Origin of the sequence: Kitasatospora sp. NPDC101235 (genome assembly GCF_044767505.1) — a bacterium.
Lineage (GTDB): Bacteria > Actinomycetota > Actinomycetes > Streptomycetales > Streptomycetaceae > Kitasatospora.
Window position 1 is genome coordinate 491,857 of record NZ_JBIWNZ010000002.1, and the last position, 19,091, is coordinate 510,947.

General features: G+C 73.0%; 16 protein-coding genes. 5 read left to right on the top strand and 11 right to left on the bottom strand.

Annotated elements, in window-relative coordinates; all coding sequences use genetic code 11:
• Positions 1–6: 6 nt before the first annotated feature.
• Both ACIRRH_RS05615 and ACIRRH_RS05620 read right to left on the bottom strand, forming a co-directional pair.
• Positions 7–774, bottom strand: a complete 768-nt coding sequence (locus tag ACIRRH_RS05615) for an ABC transporter permease subunit (protein WP_403062156.1) — start codon at positions 772–774, stop codon at positions 7–9.
• A gap of 1 nt (position 775) precedes the next feature.
• On the bottom strand, positions 776–1,783 hold the full coding sequence (locus ACIRRH_RS05620) for an ABC transporter ATP-binding protein (RefSeq protein WP_403062159.1): 1,008 nt from the start codon (positions 1,781–1,783) through the stop codon (positions 776–778).
• Positions 1,784–1,876: 93 nt separating this feature from the next.
• Here ACIRRH_RS05620 and ACIRRH_RS05625 point away from each other — a divergent pair, with 93 nt between their 5' ends.
• Both ACIRRH_RS05625 and ACIRRH_RS05630 read left to right on the top strand, forming a co-directional pair.
• The gene (locus tag ACIRRH_RS05625; RefSeq protein WP_403062162.1) at positions 1,877–2,674 is read left to right on the top strand and encodes an alpha/beta fold hydrolase; all 798 of its coding nucleotides are present in this window, start codon (positions 1,877–1,879) and stop codon (positions 2,672–2,674) included.
• Entirely contained in the window at positions 2,671–2,991 is a 321-nt protein-coding gene (locus ACIRRH_RS05630; protein WP_224283203.1) for a hypothetical protein, read from the top strand. The genes ACIRRH_RS05625 and ACIRRH_RS05630 overlap by 4 nt, the downstream gene beginning before the upstream one ends.
• Before the next feature lie 111 nt (positions 2,992–3,102).
• Here the strand turns inward: ACIRRH_RS05630 and ACIRRH_RS05635 are convergent, their stop codons facing one another.
• From ACIRRH_RS05635 to mce, 3 genes are all read right to left on the bottom strand, one after another.
• Positions 3,103–4,032 carry a cellulose-binding protein gene (locus tag ACIRRH_RS05635; protein ID WP_224283202.1) on the bottom strand — a complete coding sequence of 310 codons (930 nt, stop codon included), beginning with the start codon at positions 4,030–4,032 and terminating at the stop codon, positions 3,103–3,105.
• A gap of 117 nt (positions 4,033–4,149) precedes the next feature.
• The gene (locus ACIRRH_RS05640) at positions 4,150–9,141 is read right to left on the bottom strand and encodes a hypothetical protein (protein WP_403062166.1); all 4,992 of its coding nucleotides are present in this window, start codon (positions 9,139–9,141) and stop codon (positions 4,150–4,152) included.
• A gap of 509 nt (positions 9,142–9,650) precedes the next feature.
• The gene (mce, locus tag ACIRRH_RS05645; RefSeq protein ID WP_224281218.1) at positions 9,651–10,091 is read right to left on the bottom strand and encodes a methylmalonyl-CoA epimerase; all 441 of its coding nucleotides are present in this window, start codon (positions 10,089–10,091) and stop codon (positions 9,651–9,653) included.
• Positions 10,092–10,334: 243 nt separating this feature from the next.
• Here mce and ACIRRH_RS05650 point away from each other — a divergent pair, with 243 nt between their 5' ends.
• Both ACIRRH_RS05650 and meaB read left to right on the top strand, forming a co-directional pair.
• Positions 10,335–11,528, top strand: coding sequence for an acetyl-CoA C-acetyltransferase (locus tag ACIRRH_RS05650; protein WP_403062169.1), 1,194 nt, complete (start codon positions 10,335–10,337; stop codon positions 11,526–11,528).
• An 82-nt stretch (positions 11,529–11,610) separates the two neighbouring features.
• Complete coding sequence (gene meaB / locus ACIRRH_RS05655; RefSeq protein WP_403062172.1) at positions 11,611–12,567, top strand: methylmalonyl Co-A mutase-associated GTPase MeaB; 957 nt, start codon at positions 11,611–11,613, stop codon at positions 12,565–12,567.
• A 91-nt stretch (positions 12,568–12,658) separates the two neighbouring features.
• Here meaB and ACIRRH_RS05660 read toward each other — a convergent pair whose 3' ends face one another.
• From ACIRRH_RS05660 to ACIRRH_RS05680, 5 genes are all read right to left on the bottom strand, one after another.
• Positions 12,659–13,174, bottom strand: coding sequence for a MarR family winged helix-turn-helix transcriptional regulator (locus ACIRRH_RS05660; RefSeq protein WP_224281210.1), 516 nt, complete (start codon positions 13,172–13,174; stop codon positions 12,659–12,661).
• Positions 13,175–13,215: 41 nt separating this feature from the next.
• Positions 13,216–14,028, bottom strand: a complete 813-nt coding sequence (locus tag ACIRRH_RS05665) for an AIM24 family protein (protein WP_403062439.1) — start codon at positions 14,026–14,028, stop codon at positions 13,216–13,218.
• 236 nt (positions 14,029–14,264) lie between these two features.
• Complete coding sequence (locus ACIRRH_RS05670) at positions 14,265–14,915, bottom strand: AIM24 family protein (RefSeq protein WP_403062175.1); 651 nt, start codon at positions 14,913–14,915, stop codon at positions 14,265–14,267.
• A complete protein-coding gene (locus ACIRRH_RS05675; RefSeq protein ID WP_403062178.1) occupies positions 14,915–15,553 on the bottom strand; it encodes an AIM24 family protein in 639 nt (212 codons plus the stop codon). The genes ACIRRH_RS05670 and ACIRRH_RS05675 overlap by 1 nt, the downstream gene beginning before the upstream one ends.
• 80 nt (positions 15,554–15,633) lie before the next feature.
• On the bottom strand, positions 15,634–16,431 hold the full coding sequence (locus tag ACIRRH_RS05680) for a DUF2127 domain-containing protein (RefSeq protein WP_403062181.1): 798 nt from the start codon (positions 16,429–16,431) through the stop codon (positions 15,634–15,636).
• A gap of 267 nt (positions 16,432–16,698) precedes the next feature.
• Between ACIRRH_RS05680 and ACIRRH_RS05685 the strand changes: the two genes are divergently transcribed.
• Complete coding sequence (locus ACIRRH_RS05685) at positions 16,699–17,010, top strand: DUF3817 domain-containing protein (protein ID WP_403062184.1); 312 nt, start codon at positions 16,699–16,701, stop codon at positions 17,008–17,010.
• 145 nt (positions 17,011–17,155) lie between these two features.
• Here the strand turns inward: ACIRRH_RS05685 and ACIRRH_RS05690 are convergent, their stop codons facing one another.
• The gene (locus ACIRRH_RS05690) at positions 17,156–18,781 is read right to left on the bottom strand and encodes a M4 family metallopeptidase (RefSeq protein ID WP_403062187.1); all 1,626 of its coding nucleotides are present in this window, start codon (positions 18,779–18,781) and stop codon (positions 17,156–17,158) included.
• Positions 18,782–19,091: the final 310 nt, after the last annotated feature.

Sequence of the window (19,091 nt, forward strand, 5' to 3'; positions counted from 1 at the left end):
GGCCGGCTACGCGTCGCGCTTCCTGAGCACCAGCGCACCGCCGACCAGCGCCGCCGCCGTCCAGGCGAGGCAGATGAAGAAGCCGGTCCACGGCCCGTACGGCTGGCCGTGCTGCTCGTACACCAGCAGCATCCGCGAGCCCGCGTAGTCGGGGAAGTAGTGGGCCAGGGTCCTGACCTTCGGCACCGCCGAGAGGATCGGCGAGAGCAGGAAGAAGAACGGCACCAGCACGCCGAGCGCGAGCGTCTGGTTGTGCAGCATCGTGGTGACGCCCGCCGAGAACAGGCAGAGCATCGTCAGGTACAGCGCGGCTCCGAACACGGCCCGCAGCACGTTCGGCTCGCCGATCGTGGTGGAGTGCGAGCCGAGCAGCGCCTGGCCGACGAAGAACGTGACGAAGGCCGTCACCAGCGAGACCGCGAGGGCCAGCGCGCCGAGCACCGCCGCCTTGCCGGTGAGCAGGGTGGCGCGCTGGGGGACGGCGGCGAGGGTGGCCCGGATCATGCCGCTGCTGTACTCGTTGCCGATCGCCAGTACGCCGAAGACGATGATCGCCAGCTCGCCGAGCATGATGCCGGAGAAGGACGTCCCGGTGGCGTCGAACGGGGCCTGCCCGTTGCGGCGGAACTCGCTGAAGTTGGTGTTGGTGAGCAGGGACAGCAGTGCGCCGATGCCGACCGTGACGACGAAGGTCAGCGCGAGCGTCCAGACCGTCGAGCGGACGCTGCGGATCTTCGTCCACTCGGAGCGCAGGACCGCCGGGAAGGACGCCATTTCAGTTCTCCTCCTGCAGTGCCGTGGTGGTGGTCTTCCGGGTGCCGTCCGCCTTCCAGCCGGCGCCCCACGCGGTGGGCGCGCCGGCCGCGTCCCGGCCCGGTCCGTCGCCCGCGTGGTACTCCACCGAGTCGGCCGTCATCCGCAGGAAGGCCTCCTCCAGCGAGGCCTGCTGCGGGCTGAGCTCGTGCAGCACCACGCCGTTCCCGGCGAACAGCTCGCCGAGCCGGGCGATGTCCCCGTCGACCACCTCGTAGGAGCCGTCCGGGCCCGGCTCGTGCCGCAGGCCGGCCTCGGCCAGCACGTCGAGCAGCCGCTCGGGTTCCGGGCTGCGCAGCCGTACGGCGGAGCGGGAGTTGCGCCGGATGAACTCCGGCATCGGCAGGTCGGCGAGCAGCCGCCCCCGGCCGATGACCACCAGGTGGTCGGCGGTGACGGCCATCTCGCTCATCAGGTGGGAGGAGACGAGGATCGTCCGGCCCTCGGCGGCGAGGCGCTTCATCAGGTTGCGGATCCAGAGGATGCCCTCCGGGTCCAGGCCGTTGACCGGCTCGTCGAACATGACGATCTCCGGATCGCCGAGCAGGGCGGAGGCGATGCCCAGGCGCTGGCCCATGCCGAGCGAGAAGCCGCGGGCCCGCTTGCGGGCCACCGGAGTGAGGCCGACCAGGGCGAGCACCTCGTCCACCCGGCGCTCGGGGATGCGGTTGCTTTGGGCGAGCCAGAGCAGGTGGTCGCGGGCGGTGCGGCCGGGGTGGACGGCCTTGGCCTCCAGCAGCGCGCCGATGTACTTGAGCGGTTCGCTGAGCTGCCCGTAGTGCTTGCCGTCGATGGTGACCCGGCCGGCGGTCGGGCGGTCGAGGTCGAGGATCATGCGCATGGTGGTGGACTTGCCGGCGCCGTTGGGGCCGAGGAAGCCGGTCACCACCCCCTGGGGGACCCGGAAGCTGAGACGGTCCACCGCAAGCGTCTTGCCGTAACGTTTCGTCAGTTCGTGCAGCTCGATCATTCGCGCTCCCACAGTTCCTTGTCAGGCTAGGACAAAGGGGGCATCGCGGCCCGCTGGGTGGGCCCGCCAGGCGCACCGGAATAGGTTGGAGACATGAGCGAGCTCCCCTCCGCAGTGTCGGTCCGCGAGAGCGGTACCGGAACCCCCCTCGTGCTGTTGCACGCCTTTCCGTTGAACGCCTCGATGTGGTCGTCCCAACTGGACGCGCTGCCCGGCCTGACCGGGGACGAAGCGCGCGTGCTCGCCCCCGACCAGCGGGGGTTCGGCGGCACCGGGCTGGGCGCCGACGAGCCCTCGCTGGACCTGCTCGCGGACGACCTCGCACTGCTGCTGGACGCGGCCGGGATCGAGCGCGCGGTGGTCGGCGGGCTCTCCATGGGCGGCTACGTGGCGCTGGCCTTCGCCCGCCGCCACCCCGGCCGGCTGTCCGGACTGCTGCTGGCCAACACCCGGGCCACCGCCGACACCGACGCGGCACGGGCCAACCGGGAGCGGGTCGCCGCCGCCGTCACCGCCCGGGACAGCGTGCAGTTGCTGCTGGACGAGCGGGTCGCGGCCGGGCAGCTCGGGCCGGACTCGCAGCACCTGGTGGGGCGGGTGCAGGCGATGGTCGCCGCCGCGCCGCCGGCCGCCGTCGCCTGGGCCCAGCGGGCCATGGCGGCCCGCCCGGGCGCCCTGGACGTGCTGGCCGACCTGCGGGTGCCGGTCGCGATCGTGGCGGGCGCCCAGGACGCCCTGGTGGCGCCGGAGGAGGCCGAGCTGATGGTGCGGGCCCGGCCCGACGCCGAGCTGACCGTCCTCCCCGGGGTGGGCCACCTGAGCGCCCTGGAGGCGCCCGAGGCCTTCGACGCCGCCGTGCGCACCCTGCTCGCCCGGGTGGCCGCCGGATGAGCCAGGAGAGCCAGGACGCGGCGGCCTGGGACTTCTCGGCGCTGGAGGTGACCGGCCGGATGCCCGTGACCAACCGGGGCGAGGGGCTGGTCGAGCTGACCCTGGAACCGCTCGGCGAGGACTACTGGATGCGCCCGGGCGAGACCTTCATCGTCACCTCGTACGGCGACTACGGGCCCGGGCACCCCTTCGAGGTGCAGTACTGGCCGGACTCGGTGTCGGTCTGGTGCACCTCCTGGTTCGGCACCGTCTCGGACGACGAGGGCAACCAGCTCAGCAGCGGGTACCAGCGGCCGGACGGCGCCTACCCCCGGTAAGGGGCCGTCCTCGACAGGCCCCGGAAGCGCCCGGGGCCATGACGGCGCGAAAGCCGACAGGCCCTCACCCGGGCGGGTGAGGGCCTGCGGTGCTGCTCGGTCCGGCGTGCGTCAGCGCGACTGCTGGGCGGGCACGCCCATGGTGTCGTCGTTCGGCAGCGAGGCGGCGGCCACGGCCGCGCCGGTCAGCGTCGCCAGCATCTCGCGGACGTTGGTCAGCTGGGCGTTGATGCTGTCGCGGCGGTTGGTGAGCGCCGCCAGCTCGCGCTCGGATTCGCTGCGGATGCGGTCCGCCTTGGCGTTGGCGTCGGCCACGATGTCCTCGGACTGGCGCTGGGCCGTCTCGACGGTCTGGCGGGCGCGGCGCTCGGCGTCGGTGCGCAGCTTCTCGGCCTCCAGGCGCAGCTGCTCGGCCCGGTGCTCGATCTCGGCCAGGCGCTTCTCGGCCTTGGCCTGACGGGCGGCCAGGTCGCGCTCGGACTGCTCGCGGCGCTTGGCCAGGTTGGTCTCGAACTCCAGCGCGGCCTGGGCGGCCTTGGTGCGGGTGTCCTCGAAGAGGGCGTCCGCCTCCTCGCGCTTGTTCTGGGCGTCCTTGTTGGCCTCGGCGCGCAGCTGGGCGGCGTCGCTCTTGGACTTGTCGACGATCCGCAGCCCCTCGTCCTCCGCCTTGGCCTTGCGGTCCTTGGCGTAGTTCTCGGCCTCGGTGCGGACCTGCTGGGCAGCGGCCTCGGCGAGCTCGCGGTGCTGCTCGGCGGCGCGGTGCGCCTCGTCGCGCAGGTCCTTGGCCTCCTCCTCGGCGAGTCGCAGGATCTTCTCGACCCGGGCGCCGAGACCGGCGTAGGAGGGCTCCTGCTCGACGACCGCAGCCTGGGCGGACTGGGTCTCCAGGTGGAGCTCCTCGATGCGCTTCTCCAGCGCGCTGATCCGGGTCAAGGCACTGTCACGGTCGGCCACCAGCTTGGTGATCCGCTCGTCGACCTGGGCGCGCTCGTACCCACGGCGCACCAGGTCGAAGCCGTGAGGGGAGTGACTGTCGCTCATGGGGTTCTGGGCTTCCTGTCGTCAAACCGCTGAGGTGGTTGAGGGAATCCTGACACGGTACCGGAGTGTCGACGGCTATACGTCGTTCTCTCACGGACAATGACCGCCAATGTCCGCTCAATCGGGTGGTGAGCTCTTGGAGCGATTGCCACCCGACCGGGGGGAGCCAACTCCGGCACCGGCCTTGGCACCCCCGTCCTTCTTGCTGCTGCTTCCCCCGTTGGCCTGGGCGACCGGTGACGGCGCCTCGAATGCCTCCAGGGCGGACAGCACGTCCTGGACCCTGGAGATCTCGGTGTTGATGTCCTTGCGGCGGCGCACCAGTTCGTCCAGCTCGCGCCGGCCCTCGTCAGTGGCCCGCTTCGCCTCGGCCTTCGCCTCGGCGAGCAGCCGCTCGGCCTCCGCCTTCGCCAGCTCGATCTGCTCGTCCGCGGCCTCGTCGGCGTCCCGCAGCCGCTTCTCCGCCTCGGCGGAGGCCTGGTCCAGCCGCTCCTCGGCCTCGGTCTCGGCCGACTGCAGCTTGGCCTCGGCCTTGACGATGAGCGCCTCGGCGCGGTTGGTGGAGTCGGCGAGCTTGGTCTCCGCCTCCTTCAGCAGGCCCTCGGCCTTGCGGACGGCGGAGATCCGGACCTTGCTGGCCTCCGCGGAGGCCTCCGAGGTCAGCTCGGCCGCCCGGTCCTCGGCCGCGGCGACCAGGGCCGTTGCGCGGTCCTCGGCCTCGGCGACGGTGGACACCGCCTGCTCCTCGGCCTCGGTCAGCTGCTCCTGGGCAGCCGTCACCAGCGCGTCCACCCGCTCGCCGGCCGACTTCATGGCCGCCGCGTTCTCCTTGCGGGCGCGCTCGTGCAGGGCCTCGACCTCGGCGTCGGTGCGCTCGCGCAGCTCCTCGGCGCGCTCGCGGATCGCGGTCGCGTCCCGGCGGGCCTCGGCGAGCAGGGCGTCCGCGTCGGAGCGGCCCTTCTCGACCTCGGCCTGACCGGCCGCCTCGCCGGCGGCGACCAGCCGGTCGGCCTCCTTGCGGGCGGCGGCGACCATCGCGTCCGCCTGCTCCTCGGCGGCGGCGGTGGTGGCCAGTGCGGTCGTCTGGGCGTCCTCCCCGAGCGCCTCGGCGTCCGCGAAGGCCTTCTCCAGGACGGACTTGGCCTGGTCCCGGGTGGCCTTGTCGAACTGCTCGGCGGCCTCCCGGGTCTGCGCGTCGTAGGCGTCGGCGCGGGAGTGGGTGTCGGAGTCGTACTCGTCGGCCAGGGTGCGGGTGGCGAGGGCGTACTCCTCGGCCTCGGCGCGCAGGCCGGCGGACAGCTCCTCGGCGTCGGCGACGGTGCGGGCGCCCTGGGCCTCGGCCTCGGCCACCGTACGGGCGGCCTGCGCCTCGGCGTCGGCGCGCAGCTGCTCGGCGGCCTCCTGGGCGGCGCGCAACTCGGCCTCGGCGTCCGCACGCAGCTGCTCGTCGTACGCCAGGGCCTCGGCGCGCAGCCGGCCAAGCTCGTTCTCGGCGGCCTCCCGCTCGGCGGCCAGCTCCAGCTCGGTCTGCTCGCGCAGGGCGGTGGTCTCGGCCTCGGTGCGGGCGCGCAGGTCGGCGGTCTCGCGGTCGACGAGCTCGCGCTGTTCGGCGGTCTCGCGCTCGACCAGGGCACGCAGCTCGGCGGCGTACGCGTCGGCGGACTCGCGCTGCTCGGTGGTCTCCCGCTCGGCGAGGGCGCGCAGCTCGGTGGCGTCCTGCTCGGCGGCCTCGCGGACCTCGGTGGCCTCCTGCTCGGCGGTGGCCTTGAGCGCGGCGATCTGCTCGGCGGCGGCCTCGTACATGCCGGCCACCGACTGGCGGACCTCGGCGGCCTCCTCCTCGGCGGTGGCGACCAGCTCGGCGCCCTCGGCCTTGGCGGTGGCGATCAGCTCGGCGCGGTCGGCCTTGGCCTGCTCCAGCTCGGCGGTGGCCTCGGTGCGGATGCCGTCGGCGGTGGCGCGGGCCTCGGACAGCTGGCGGCCGGCCTCGGCCCGGACGGTCCCGGCCTGCTCGTTGGCCAGGGCCAGCTCGGCGGCGGCCTTCTCACGGGTGGCCTTGGCGTCCTTGGCGGCCTCGGCGCGGCGCTGCTCGGCGGTGGCCTCGGCGCGCTCCAACACCTCGTCGGCGGCGGTGCGCTGTTCGGCGGCGTAGGCGTCGGCGGCCTCGCGGACTTCGGTGCTGTGCTGTTCGGCGGCGGTGCGCTGTTCGGCGGCGTAGGCGTCGGCGGCCTCGCGGACCTCGGCGCTGTGCTTGTCGGCCGCCTCGCGGACCTCGGCGCTGTGCTTGTCGGCCGCCTCGCGGACCTCGGCGGTTTCGGCGGCGGTGCGCTTGGTGAGCTCGGTGGCGTGCTGTTCGGCCTCGGTGCGGACGCGGTCGGCGTAGGCCTCGGCGGTCTCGCGCTGCTGGGTGGTCTCGCGCTGGGCCAGGGCGCGCAGCTCGGTGGCGTCCTGCTCGGCCTCCGCCCGGGTCTCCGTCGCGTAGGTGTCGGCGGCGGTGCGCTGTTCGGCGGCGTAGGCGTCGGCGGCCTCGCGGACCTCGGCGCTGTGCTTGTCGGCCGCCTCGCGGACCTCGGCGCTGTGCTTGTCGGCCGCCTCGCGGACCTCGGCGGTCTCGGCGGCGGTGCGCTTGGTGAGCTCGGTGGCGTGCTGTTCGGCCTCGGTGCGGACGCGGTCGGCGTAGGCCTCGGCGGTCTCGCGCTGCTGGGTGGTCTCGCGCTGGGCCAGGGCGCGCAGCTCGGCGGCGTCCTGCTCGGCCTCCGCCCGGGTCTGCGCGGCGGCCTGCTCGGCCTGCTCGCGGGCGGCCTCGGCGGCGTCCAGCTGCTCGGCGGTCTCCTCGCGTTCGCGCCGCAGCCCGGCGGCGGTCTCCTCGCGTTCGCGCCGCAGCCCGGCGGCGGCCTCCTCGCGTTCGCGCCGGCTCTCCTCGCGCAGCGCGTTCGCGGCCGCCTCGGACTCGGCCCGGGTCCGGGCGGCCTCGGTGTCGGCCTCGGTGCGCACCCGTTCGGCGTCGGCCACCGCGGCGTCCCGGACGGCGTTCGCCTCAGCCTGAGCCTCGGTGGTCAGGGCCTCCGCCTCGGCGATCGCCTCGGTGCGCACCCGCTGGTCGAACTCGGTTGCCTCGCGCCGGAGTTCAGCGGTCTCGCGCTCGGCTGCGGACCGGTTCTCGGCGGCCGCGGCCTTGGCGGCGGCGAGCGCGTCCTGGCTCTGCTGCTCGGCGGCCTCGGTGATCTTCCCGGCCTCGGCGCGGGCCCGCGTCAGGGTCTGCTCGGCCCGGCCCTGGGTCTCGGCGGCCTGCTTCTGGGCCTGCTCGCGCAGCCGCTCGATCTCCCCGGCGGCACCCGCACGCAGCTCGTCTGCGTCGGCCTTGGCCTTGGTGAGCAGTTCCTCGGCGTTCTTCGCCGACTCCTCGATCTGGACCACGGCCTGGCGGCGGGCCTCGCCGCGCACCCGGTCGGCCTCGGCGGCGGCCTGGGCGCGCAGCTCCTCGGCCTCGGCCCGCAGCCGGGCCGCCTCGTCCTGCATCCGCTCGATCTGCTCGCGGATCGCGGCGGCGTCGTCCAGGGCGGCGTTCTGGGCCTGCTCGACGGCGGCCTGGGCCTGCTCGCGCAGCCGCTGCGCCTCGGCGGCGGCCTCGGCGCGGATCCGCTCGGCCTCGGCGGCGGCCTCACCACGGGCGGTCTCGGCGTCCTTGTTGGCCTGGCCGAGCACCTCCTCGGCGGTCTTGGCGGCCTTCGCGAGGTGGACGGTGGCGTCCTTGGCGCCGGCCGCCCGGCCCTCCTCCTGGGCCTCGCCGCGCAGCCGCTGGGCGTCGGCCGCGGCCTGCGCGCGCAGCTCGGCGACGTCCCGCTCGGCCAGGGCGCGCAGTTCGGCGATCGCCGCTTCGGCCTCGGCCTTCAGTTCGGCGGCCACCGATTCGGCGGTGGCCCGCAGCCGCTCGCCCTCCTCGGCCGCGGCGGCCTTGGCGGCGTCGGCCTGGGCCTGCTTGGTGGCGGCTTCGGCGCGGACGGCCTCGGCCTCGGCGCGGATCGCCGAGGCCTCCTTGGTGGCCTGGGCGACCATCCGGGCCACCTCGGCCCGGGCGGTCTGCGAGCGCTGCTCGTTGGCGGCCTCGCCGTCGGCGACCTTGCGCTCGGCGGCGGCCTCGGCGTCGGCCTGGAGCTGCTCGGCGGCCTGTTCGGCCTGGGCACGCAGTGCTGCGGCCTCGTGACGGGTGCGCTCCGCCTCGGCGATCGCCTCGGCGCGCAGCCGGTCTATCTCGGCCTTGGCCGCGGCGAGCTGCTGCTCGGCCCGGGCCTGCTCGGCGGCGGCCTGCGCCTTGAGCCGGCCGATCTCGGCCTGGGCGGCGGCCAGCTGGCCTTCGGCGGCGGCGTGCGCGGCGGCCAGCTGCTGCTGGGCCTCGCCGCGGGCGGCGTCCACATCGGCGGCGGCCTGGGCGCCGGCCTGCTGGGCCTGCTCGGAGGCGGCGCGCAGCAGGCGCTCGGCGTCGCTCTGGGCCCGCTGCAGGGCGGCCTCGGCGGCGGCCTGGGCCTCGCCGCGGGCGGCGTCCACGTCGGCGGCGGTTTGGGCGCGGGCCTGGTCGGAGAGGGCGACGGCCTCCGCGCGGGCGGCGGCGACCATCCGCTCGGACTCGGCGCGGGCGTCCTGGAGCAGGCGCTGGGCCTCCTGCTCGGAGCCGGCCCGGGTCTGCTCGGCCCAGCCGTTGACGTGCTGCTCGGCGGAGCGGCGCAGTTCGGCGAGCTCGTCCTCCAGCTGGCGGCGGCGGGCGGCGAGCTCGGCCTCCAGCCGGGCGGTGCGCTCGGCGGCCTCGGCCATGATCCGCTGGGTGGCGGCCTGGGAGTCGCGCAGCTGGCGCTCGGCGTCGGCGCGCAGCTGCTGGGCCTGCATCTCGGCGGTGCGGAGCATCTGCTCGGCCTGGCCGGAGACGGCGTCGAAGGCGCGCGGCTGGGCGAGCATGCGACGGGACTCGTGCAGCTTCGCCCGGAGCACCTCCACCTGGTAGGCGAGGTCCTCGGCATGCTCGACTGCCTTGTCCCGCTCCTTCCGAGTCCGACCCATCTCGGCCTCGAACTGGGAGAGGTGATCGTCAGCCTCGTAGCGGTCGTTGCCCCGCACTCCGCGGTCCCATCCATCTCCTGGTCGCGTCCTCGACCCGGCCGGTTCCGGGCTCCCGATTCCCGGGGGCCGGTCCGACTGGTCCTTGCATCCGCAGCCGGTGGACGGCTCCCCGCCATGCCGGGGCCGCCCGTTGCGGTCGTCGGAGTCCGGGGCGTGGGAGCGCGGGAATGCCGCGTTCCCCCGTCCGGGTGGACTCCTGGGCGAACTCTTGCCTTGTGGAGAATGGTGACAGATCCGTCTTGCGACTGTTCAGCCGTGCCCGCGTAATGGACTCCCCTTGCGACGGGCCGACCGCCGGAGGGCGGTCGGGCCTGTCTTCGGCCGTGCCCGTCGCCTCCGTCCCCCGGAGCCTTCGCGCACCTGGGCATTGTAGTGGGAGCACACTGTGGGGGAATGGCCGCAGGGGGGTTTTCCGGCTCTTCCCGCCAGGTTACTGATGGGTCATGACCGACGGACCGTCGGCTGCCGCCGGGGCGCCGACCGCCCCGGGGCGGGCCGGGAGGGGATCAGTGCTCGTCCTGGCCCTGCTGCGCGGAGGTGACCAGTTCGGTCAGCACGCCGCCGCAGTCCTTGGGGTGCAGGAAGGTGATCCGCGACCCCATCGAGCCGATCCGGGGCTCGTCGTAGAGGACCCGGACGCCCTTGCCGCGGATGGCCTCGGCGTCGCCGTCCACGTCCGCGGTGCCGAAGGCGATGTGGTGCACGCCCTCGCCGTTCTTCTCCAGCCACTTGGCCACGGTGGAGTCGGGCCGGGTGGGCTCCAGCAGCTGGAGGTAGGAGGCGCCGCCGTCGTCGGTGCCGTTGATCCGCAGCATGGCCTCGCGGACGCCCTGCTCCTCGTTGACCTCGGAGTGGAAGACCTCGAAGCCGTAGGTGGCGCGGTAGAACTCGACCGTCTTGTCGAGGTCTCGGCAGGCGATGCCGATGTGGTCGATTCGGGTCAGCACGGCGACCTCCGGGTAGTCGGGGGGAAGGTGCACCAAGTGCAGCGCATGGCCGGCGACGGGCGCCAGTACCGGGGGTGCGAGCCTGCTCACACGGCGGGCGGTTCACCCGGAGCGGGTCGGCACGGTGTTGACTGGATCGTGCCAGTGCGCTCGATCACACCGTCGCTCCGGTGACGGGCGGGTAACAGGTCAGTACATTGAGCGCATCCTCACCTGGCCACGACGTGCGAAGGGGCCCGTCCCATGACCAACACCACCTCTGTGATCGTTGCCGGTGCGCGGACCCCGATGGGCCGCCTGCTGGGCTCCCTCAAGGGCTTCTCCGGTGCCGACCTCGGCGGCGTCGCGATCAAGGCGGCCCTGGAGCGGGCCGGGATCACCGGCGAGCAGGTCCAGTACGTGATCATGGGCCAGGTGCTCCAGGCCGGCGCCGGCCAGATCCCCGCCCGCCAGGCCGCCGTCAAGGCCGGCATCCCGATGAACGTCCCCGCACTGACCATCAACAAGGTCTGCCTCTCCGGCCTCGACGCCATCGCGCTGGCCGACCAGCTGATCCGCGCCGGCGAGTTCGACATCGTGGTGGCCGGCGGCCAGGAGTCGATGACCAACGCCCCGCACCTGCTGCCGAAGTCCCGCGAGGGCTTCAAGTACGGCGCGATCGCGATGCTCGACGCGATGGCGCACGACGGCCTCACCGACGCCTACGAGAACATCCCGATGGGCGAGTCCACCGAGAAGCACAACACCCGCCTGGGCATCCCGCGCGAGGTGCAGGACGAGATCGCCGCCGCCTCCCACCAGCGGGCCGCCAAGGCGCAGGCCGACGGGGTCTTCGACGCCGAGATCGTCCCGGTCGCCATCCCGCAGCGCAAGGGCGAGCCGGTGCTGTTCAGCCAGGACGAGGGCATCCGCGCGGACACCACCGTCGAGGGCCTGGCCAAGCTGCGCCCCGCCTTCGCCAAGGACGGCACGATCACCGCCGGCACCTCCTCGCAGATCTCCGACGGCGCCGCCGCCGTGGTCGTGATGAGCAAGGCCAAGGCCGAGGAGCTGGGCCTGAGCTGGATCGCCGAGATCGGCGCGCACGGCAACGTGGCCGGCCCGGACAACTCGCTCCAGTCGCAGCCGTCCAACGCGATCAAGCACGCGCTGGTCAAGGAGGGCCTGGAGGTCGCCGACCTCGACCTGATCGAGATCAACGAGGCGTTCGCGGCCGTCGCCCACCAGTCCATGAAGGACCTGGGCGTCTCCTCCGACATCGTCAACGTCAACGGCGGCGCCATCGCGCTCGGCCACCCGATCGGGATGTCCGGCGCCCGCGTGGTGCTGACCCTGGCGCTGGAGCTGCAGCGCCGTGGCGGCGGGGTCGGCGCGGCCGCGCTGTGCGGCGGCGGCGGCCAGGGCGACGCGCTGATCGTGCGTGTCCCGAAGGCCTGACCGGCCGATCTGGTCTCCAGGGCTGCGGACCGCCACGAGCGGTCCGCAGCCTCGGCATCTGCGCCTGCGCTAGGAGCTCCTGATGATCGATGTCGCCACGCTGGTCGAGCAGGCCCGGGAGGGCCGGCCGCGGGCGGTCGCCCGGCTGATCACGCTGGTCGAGAACGCCGCGCCGCAGCTGCGGGAGGCGATGGCCGCGCTCGCGCCGTACACCGGGCGGGCGTACACGGTGGGCCTGACCGGTTCGCCCGGGGTCGGCAAGTCCACCTCCACCTCGGCGCTGGTCTCCGCCTACCGGCGGCTCGGCAAGCGGGTCGGGGTGCTGGCCGTCGACCCGTCCTCGCCGTTCTCCGGCGGCGCGCTGCTGGGTGACCGGGTGCGGATGCAGGACCACGCCACCGACCCGGAGGTGTTCATCCGCTCGATGGCCACCCGCGGCCACCTCGGCGGGCTCTCCTGGGCGGCGCCGCAGGCGCTGCGGGTGATGGACGCGGCCGGCTGCGAGGTGATCCTGGTGGAGACCGTCGGGGTGGGTCAGTCCGAGGTCGAGGTCGCCGCCCAGGCCGACACCACCGTGGTGCTGCTGGCCCCCGGGATGGGCGACGGCATCCAGGCGGCCAAGGCCGGGATCCTGGAGATCGGCGACGTCTTCGTGGTCAACAAGGCCGACCGGGACGGCGCCGACGCCACCGCGCGGGAGCTCAACCACATGCTGGGCCTCGGCGAGGCCCGGGAGCCGGGGGACTGGCGCCCGCCGATCGTCAAGACCGTCGCGGCCCGCGGCGAGGGCGTGGACGAGGTGGTCGAGGCGCTGGAGAAGCACCGCGCCTGGCTGGAGGAGCACGGCGAGCTCGCCGTGCGGCGCCGCCGCCGGGCCGCGGAGGAGGTCGAGGCGATCGCGCTGGCCGAGCTGCGCGCCCGGATCGGCGACCTGCACGGGGACCGGCGCCTGGCCGTACTGGCCGAACGGGTGGCCGAGGGTGCCCTGGACCCGTACGGCGCGGCCGACGAACTGGTCGCCGGCCTGACGCAGAGCTGAGTTCGCGAACGGGCGGTCGCTGTGACCCCACCCTCGCCCTCTGTCGTCCCTCGGCCTTCCGGGTGGGAGGCCGAGGGACGGAGCGGCGCCCCTACGGCTTGCCGCGCAGGCCGCGGAGGTGTTCGGCGACGGGGGAGAGCGCCTGGTACATGTCGTCGAGCTGTTCCGGGGTGAAGCGGTCGATGAAGTGGGCCCGGACGCTGCGCACGTGGTCCGGGGCGACCCGCTGCATGGTCTCCCAGCCGTGCTCGGTGAGGTGGGCGTAGAGGCCGCGGCGGTCGCCAGGGCACTCCTGGCGGAGCACCAGGCCGGCGTTCTCCATCCGGGTGATCTGGTGGGAGAGGCGGCTCTTCGACTGGAGGGTGGCGGTCGCGAGGTCGGTCATCCGCATCCGGCGGTCCGGGGCCTCGGAGAGCACGACCAGGATCTCGTAGTCGTTGATCGCCAGGTTGTGCGGCTGGAGTTCGCGGCTGAGCTGGTACTCCAGCAGCTTGGCGACCTCCAGATGGGCGCGCCACATCCGCTGCTCCCTGGCGGTCAGCCAGGGAGTCTCCTCTTCGGGCTGCGACGGAGGGGTGTCAGCGGCGTCGATCGTGTGCGTATCCATGGCATCCAGCATAGCCGAATTTAGTTCAATCTTGTACCAGTTTACAGACCGAAACGTCGACCGAGGTCGCCCAGGTTACCGAGGCCCGGCAGGTTCGGGTTCCCGCCGCCGTGCCCGCCCGGCTGGGTCGGCACCCCGCCGACCGGCACCCCCGCCTCCGCCCCGACCTGTCCGACCGACCGCTCCGCCATCAGCTTTTCACTCGATTGCAGCAGCACCTGGCCGGCGCCGATGAACTCGAACTGGTGCTCCTCGCCGGAGGCGCCGCCGAAGCCGGTCAGCCGGCGCAGGCCGCCGATCAGCCCGTGCATGTAGTCGTGGTCGTAGTGGTGGCACGGCGCAGGGCAGTCCGCCCAGCCGACCAGCGCCTGCGGGTCCACCCGGATCGGCGGCTCGACGAAGTGCACCGGCCCGTTGGAGGCGGCGACGAAGCGGCCGGTGCCGATCAGGGTCAGGAAGCCCGGGATGATCGACTGCTTGAGCCGCAGCGTCGGGTCGAACGCCAGCAGGTTGCCGGAGCGGACGGTCAGGTTGCCCTCGTCCAGGTCGTACGAGTTGAGGTCGAACGCCCGGTCGGCCAGCAGCAGCTTGCCGCGGCCCTCGGCGACCACCCAGTCCGCCGCGTGCATCGGCGAGTTGAAGTGCTGCCCGAGCATCCGGTCGATCGCCCCGGCGCCGACGCCCTTGAAGGTGATGTCGCCGTAGTAGGCGACCATCTTGCCCTTCTGGAGGAAGTACGAGCCGTTCAGGTCGACCGAGAAGGCGTACGGGTTGACGTTGTCGCCGGCCGGCAGGCTGTGGACGTCCCACACCGCGGGCCCGGTGTCGCCGTGGCCGGTCGGAAGCGGGGCCACCGGGCCGCCGAACTGCTCCTGGGCGTAGGGCTGTTGCTGGCCGTACGGCTGCTGCGGGGGCGGCGGAGGCTGGTGGGCCGGCGGGGGCGGCGGGTAGCCGCCCTGCTGCGGGTGGCCGCCGGGAGGCGGGTAGCCGTGCGGCGGGCCGTAGTTCGGCGGGGGCGGCGGGACGGCGAAGCCGGGCTGGGTCGGCTGGTTGTGCGGCGAGCCGTACGGGGGCTGCGGCGGGTAGGACATCAGAGCTTCTCCTCGCTCGCCTGGACGTACACCGCGCCCTGCCCGGACAGTTCCAGCTGGAACGCCTCGCCCGAGCCGCGGCCGATCATGTCGCGCCAACCCAGCGCCGTGGACAGCTTGTTGCGGACGTCACCGCGGTGCGCCACGTACGCCTGCGGGTCGACGTGCACCGACTGGCCGGGGACGATCGGCAGCTCGAAGACGCCGCCGTGGGCCATCACCGCGACCGAGCCCTGGCCCTCCAGCTTGGTGGTGAACAGGCCCTGCCCGGTGACCTGGCCGCGGACCATGCCCATCACCCCGCCCTGCGAGCCCATGAACATGGTGGACTGCCGCAGCGTGCCCTCGAAGGCGAGCAACCGGTCCGCCTCGACGTACAGGGTGTCGCCGAACAGGTCGATCACGTGGACGTGGTGGCCGCCGTGGCCGAACATCACCCGGCCCTGGCCCTCGACGGTCATCAGCGGGGTGTCCTCGTTGGCCACCCGGCGGCCGATCATCGACATCACGCCGCCCTGCCCGCCGGTGATGTTCGGTGTGAAGCGCACCTCGCCGCTGTACGCGAGCATCGCGCCGCGCTGGCTGAACAGCCGCTGCCCGGGCACCACCTGGGCCTCGACCATCTTGCCGTTGATCTTCGTGAAGCCCATCAGACGTCACCCCCGATGGTGACCTTCTCGGAGGGCTGGACGTACACCAGGCCGTCGCCGGTGAACTCGATCTGGACGGCCTCGCCGCCGCCCTCGCCGATCACCGTGGTCCAGCCCGCGCCCGACTTCAGGCTGCGCTGAAGGGTGCCGGTGTGCGCCACGTACGCGCCCGGGTCCACCCGCAGCGGCATGCTCTTGTCCACCCGGAGGATGACGGCCGGACCGTTGGAGGTGACGGCCGCCCAGCCGTGGCCCTCCACCTTGGTGGTGAACAGGCCGTTGCCGGAGGACATGCCGTTCAGCCCGGTGAAGCTGGTGCCGGTGTGCAGGGCGGACTCGGTGCAGAGCAGGTTGTCCGACTCGACGTACAGCGTCTCGCCGTTCAGCCGGACCAGACTGATCTCGGTGGCCTTGTCGGCGAAGTAGCAGGTGCCCTGCCCCTTCACCTCCATGACCGTCATCTTCTCGCCGGTCAGCCGGCGGGTGACCATGCCGCGCAGGCCGTCCCCGCCGCCGGTCAACTTCTTGAAGGCCATTTGCCCGGTGTAGGCGACCATCGAACCGTGTCGCGCCTTGACGGCGTCCCCGCCCAACTCGACGGCGAGCACGCGCGATCCCTGGAGTCTGAACTGTGCCACGGCCGCAATCTAGCGGCTGCGGCCGCGGCCCGGCGAGGGTGCGCGGGCCAACTGGTACCAGCCTGCGACAAACGCGCCGGTCAGGCCCGGGCGTGCGCCCCCTGTTCGGGGTGCGGAACGGTGCCGGCCGCCTGTTCGACCTCCAGCAGCGAGGCCGAGTGGCGCTCCGCCTCGAAGGCCACCACACCGCCGCGCAGCCCGAACAGGCGCTTGGAGAGCATGATCCAGAGCACCGCCGCGATGTTCAGCACCAGGGTGCAGATCTTCACCGCGCTGACGTGGTGGCTCAGCTCGTAGCCCTCCAGCGGCAGGAAGGCCGCGGTGGCGACCACGGTCAGGTACTCGGCCCAGCGCTTGTTCAGCCACAGCCCGACCGCTTCGACGATCTCGATCACCGCGTAGGCGACCAGCGCGCCCGCGACGATCAGCAGGGTGCTCTTCTTGAAGTCGAAGGTCTTGCGGATCGTCTCGACGATCGGGGCGTGTTCGAGGTCCCAGTGGAAGTGGTCGGTGACCGGCTTGAAGACCGTGAGGTTCTCGTCGAAGATCCGGTGCACCGCGTCCTGGCTGTTGGAGAACTTCCACACGGCCCAGGCGAACACGATGATCAGCAGCCCGCGCAGCACCCGCTCGATGGCCAGGAAGCGCAGGATGAACAGGTCCCGCAGCGCCTTGCCGCGCGGCACCAGCGGCGCCTCCTCGGCCGGGCCGGAGCCGTGCGGGGCGCCCAGGGCGAAGTCACCGCAGCGCAGGCAGCGCCAGGCGTCGCCGAGGGCGGTCGAGGCGTGCAGCCGGGAGGACAGTTCGGGCTCCGTCGGCGCGTAGGTGATGTGCCCGCGCTTGGCACAGGTCCTGCGGTCCCAGTCGCGCTTGAACATGTGGTGAGTACCCCCCGTGTGCGATGCGTCGGCGCCCGGCTCGGTGGGCGCGCGGGCAGCAGGATAGGGGTTCCCGGTGACGGCCGGTCGCGTTCGGCGGCGTTCCGGCACACAGCTGTGACAGGGCGGGCGGGGCTGTGAGATCGGGCACGGTGGCCACCCCCGGCCAAGGGCCCGGACGTGGGCTCGGTGATAATGGGCCGGAAGGCTTGTGAGTCGCTTCACAAGTGCGTCCGCGCCGCCGACCCCCGTATTGAGGTATCCATCGTGAACAGCAGCGCCGTCCACCGCCTGCGCCTGGTCTCCGGCCCCGAAGGGGTCTCCTTCATCCTGCTGCTGATCTGCTCGGTGCTGAAGCGGACCACCTCGTTCGACGCCGTCCCGGTGATGGGCATGGTCCACGGCATCCTGTTCATCCTGTACGTGGTCTTCTGGATCCAGGCCTGGCAGGCGCAGAAGTGGGACGCCAAGCGCGGCATCCTGCTGTTCGTGCTCGCGGTGGTGCCCACCGGCGGCTTCTTCGCCGAGCGGATGCTCGCCCGCGAGGAGCGGGGCGAGCTGAAGCCCGCCACCGCCTGAGCCCCGGCTTCATCGTGGACGGTCGACAGGCTGCCACGGCCTCCTCTCCCAAAGGGCCGCGGCAGCCTGTCGCCGTTTCTTACCGGGGGTGGCTCGGGCCGGTCCCGCCGGCGGCTCGCGCCGGGGACGGCCGGTGGGCGTTGCGCTAGTTGACGTTCACCGCGCTCCAGGCCGCCGCGACCGTCTTGTACTCGGTGCTGGTCGCGCCGTACAGGTCGGTGGCCGCCTTCAGGGTCGCGGTGCGGGCGGCCTTGTAGTTGGTGGTGGAGGTCATGTAGACGGTCAGCGCGCGGTACCAGATCGCGGCCGCCTTGGTCCGGCCGATGCCGGTCACCGTCGAGCCGTTGGAGGTCGGGCTGTTGTAGCTGACCCCGTTGATGACCTTCGACCCGCTGCCCTCGGCGAGCAGGAAGAAGAAGTGGTTGGCCACGCCCGAGGAGTAGTGGACGTCCTTGTTGCCGACGGTGGAGGACCAGTAGTCGGCCGAGGCGCCGTCCTTGGAGGGCTTGTCCATGTAGCGCAGCGGGGTGCCGTTGCCGTTGATGTTGAGCTTCTCGCCGATCAGGTAGTCCGGCGGGTCGGCCGGCAGGTTGGCGGACCACTCGACCATGGTGCCGAAGATGTCCGAGGTGGCCTCGTTGAGGCCGCCGGACTCGCCGGAGTAGATCAGGCCGGCGGTGGCGGAGGTGACGCCGTGGCTCATCTCGTGGCCGGAGACGTCGATGGCGGTCAGCGGGTGGGTGTTGCCGGAGCCGTCGCCGTACGTCATGCAGAAGCAGGAGTCGTCCCAGAACGCGTTGACGTAGTTGGTGCTGTAGTGCACCCGGCTCGCGGCGCCGACGCCGTTGTTCTTGATGCCGTTGCGGCCGAAGGTGTTCTTGTAGTAGTCCCAGGTGGCCGCCGCGCCGAACTGGGCGTCCACGGCGGCGGACTCGCGGTTGGAGGGCGAGCCGTTGCCCCAGGAGTTGGTGGTGTTGCTGAACAGCGTGCCGCTGCCCGAGGTGCCGCCCTTGAGGTCGGTGGTGGACTGGTTGCCCCGGGAGGCGTCCTTCAGCTGGTAGGAGCTGCCGCTCTGGGTGGTGGTCAGCGTGACGGTGCCGACGTTGACGCCCTTGCCGGTGCCGGTCGCGGTCTGCACCTTCTCGTCGGTGGCGAGCACCTGGCCGGTGGCGGCGTCGGTGATCACCTCCTGGCGGCTCGGGGTGCCGTCCGTGCGCTGGCCCTCGACCACCGTGCGGTGGGCCAGCCGCGGGGTGCCGTCGGCGGCCCAGACGACCAGCTCGGGCGCGCCGGCGCCGTCGACCCGGCCGAGCGCCGCCTCGTCCTTGTCGGCGGCGATGCCCACGGTCGTTCGGACCGCGGCGGTGGCCGCCTCGGCGGCCTGGGGCGCGGCGAGACCCGGGGTCAGGCTGGGAACCGACAGCCGGCCGGCGAAGGCCTGGTCGACGGACTTCACCGAGCCGTCGGCCTTCTGGTGGACGACCAGGTCGCCGCCGATCACCGGAAGGCCCGCGTAGGTCCGGTCGTACCGAAGGTGGCGGGTGCCGTCCTTGTCCGCCACCACGTCCTTGGGCACCAGCTTCTCCTGGCCGCCGAGGGCGAGGGCCTGGGCGACCGGGGCGCTCTGCCCGGAGGCCAGCGCGAGCAGCGCGGACTGCTGCTGCGCCGGCGAGGGGGCGGCGGCCTGGGCGGGGACGGCGGCGATCTGGATGACGCCGGCCAGCAGGGCGGTGGCGGAGAGTACGGCTCCGACAGTCAGCTTTCGCTTCACGTACGGGGGTTCCTTCCACGAGACCCGCGGGTGCGTGCGGGTGCGCCGCGTACCGGGGCGCCGGGGTTGGCGCCGTTGGGGCGGTAGGGCGCGGACGTGCCGGTCCCGCGCGGTACCTGACGTTCCGCCGGAAGTGGGTGGGGCGGCGGAGGTCGGACGGGACGTGGTCAGAAGCATGACAATCGTTGGCAGGGATGGACAGGGCGCCTCCGGGGATTGGCCAGGAACCGCCAGTCCCGGTACGGATGGTTCGGGTGCCGCCCGCTGCCCGGTTTCGGCGGTTCGTCCCCCTGGCGGGACTCCGCCAGCC

Bases quoted from the DNA above. Each gene is read 5' to 3' on its own strand.
- ACIRRH_RS05615 (WP_403062156.1), bottom strand. From the start codon at position 774: ATGGCGTCCTTCCCGGCGGTCCTGCGCTCCGAGTGGACGAAGATCCGC.
- ACIRRH_RS05620 (WP_403062159.1), bottom strand. From the start codon at position 1,783: ATGATCGAGCTGCACGAACTGACGAAACGTTACGGCAAGACGCTTGCG.
- ACIRRH_RS05625 (WP_403062162.1), top strand. From the start codon at position 1,877: ATGAGCGAGCTCCCCTCCGCAGTGTCGGTCCGCGAGAGCGGTACCGGA.
- ACIRRH_RS05630 (WP_224283203.1), top strand. From the start codon at position 2,671: ATGAGCCAGGAGAGCCAGGACGCGGCGGCCTGGGACTTCTCGGCGCTG.
- ACIRRH_RS05635 (WP_224283202.1), bottom strand. From the start codon at position 4,032: ATGAGCGACAGTCACTCCCCTCACGGCTTCGACCTGGTGCGCCGTGGG.
- ACIRRH_RS05650 (WP_403062169.1), top strand. From the start codon at position 10,335: ATGACCAACACCACCTCTGTGATCGTTGCCGGTGCGCGGACCCCGATG.
- meaB (WP_403062172.1), top strand. From the start codon at position 11,611: ATGATCGATGTCGCCACGCTGGTCGAGCAGGCCCGGGAGGGCCGGCCG.
- ACIRRH_RS05660 (WP_224281210.1), bottom strand. From the start codon at position 13,174: ATGGATACGCACACGATCGACGCCGCTGACACCCCTCCGTCGCAGCCC.
- ACIRRH_RS05670 (WP_403062175.1), bottom strand. From the start codon at position 14,915: ATGGGCTTCACGAAGATCAACGGCAAGATGGTCGAGGCCCAGGTGGTG.
- ACIRRH_RS05680 (WP_403062181.1), bottom strand. From the start codon at position 16,431: ATGTTCAAGCGCGACTGGGACCGCAGGACCTGTGCCAAGCGCGGGCAC.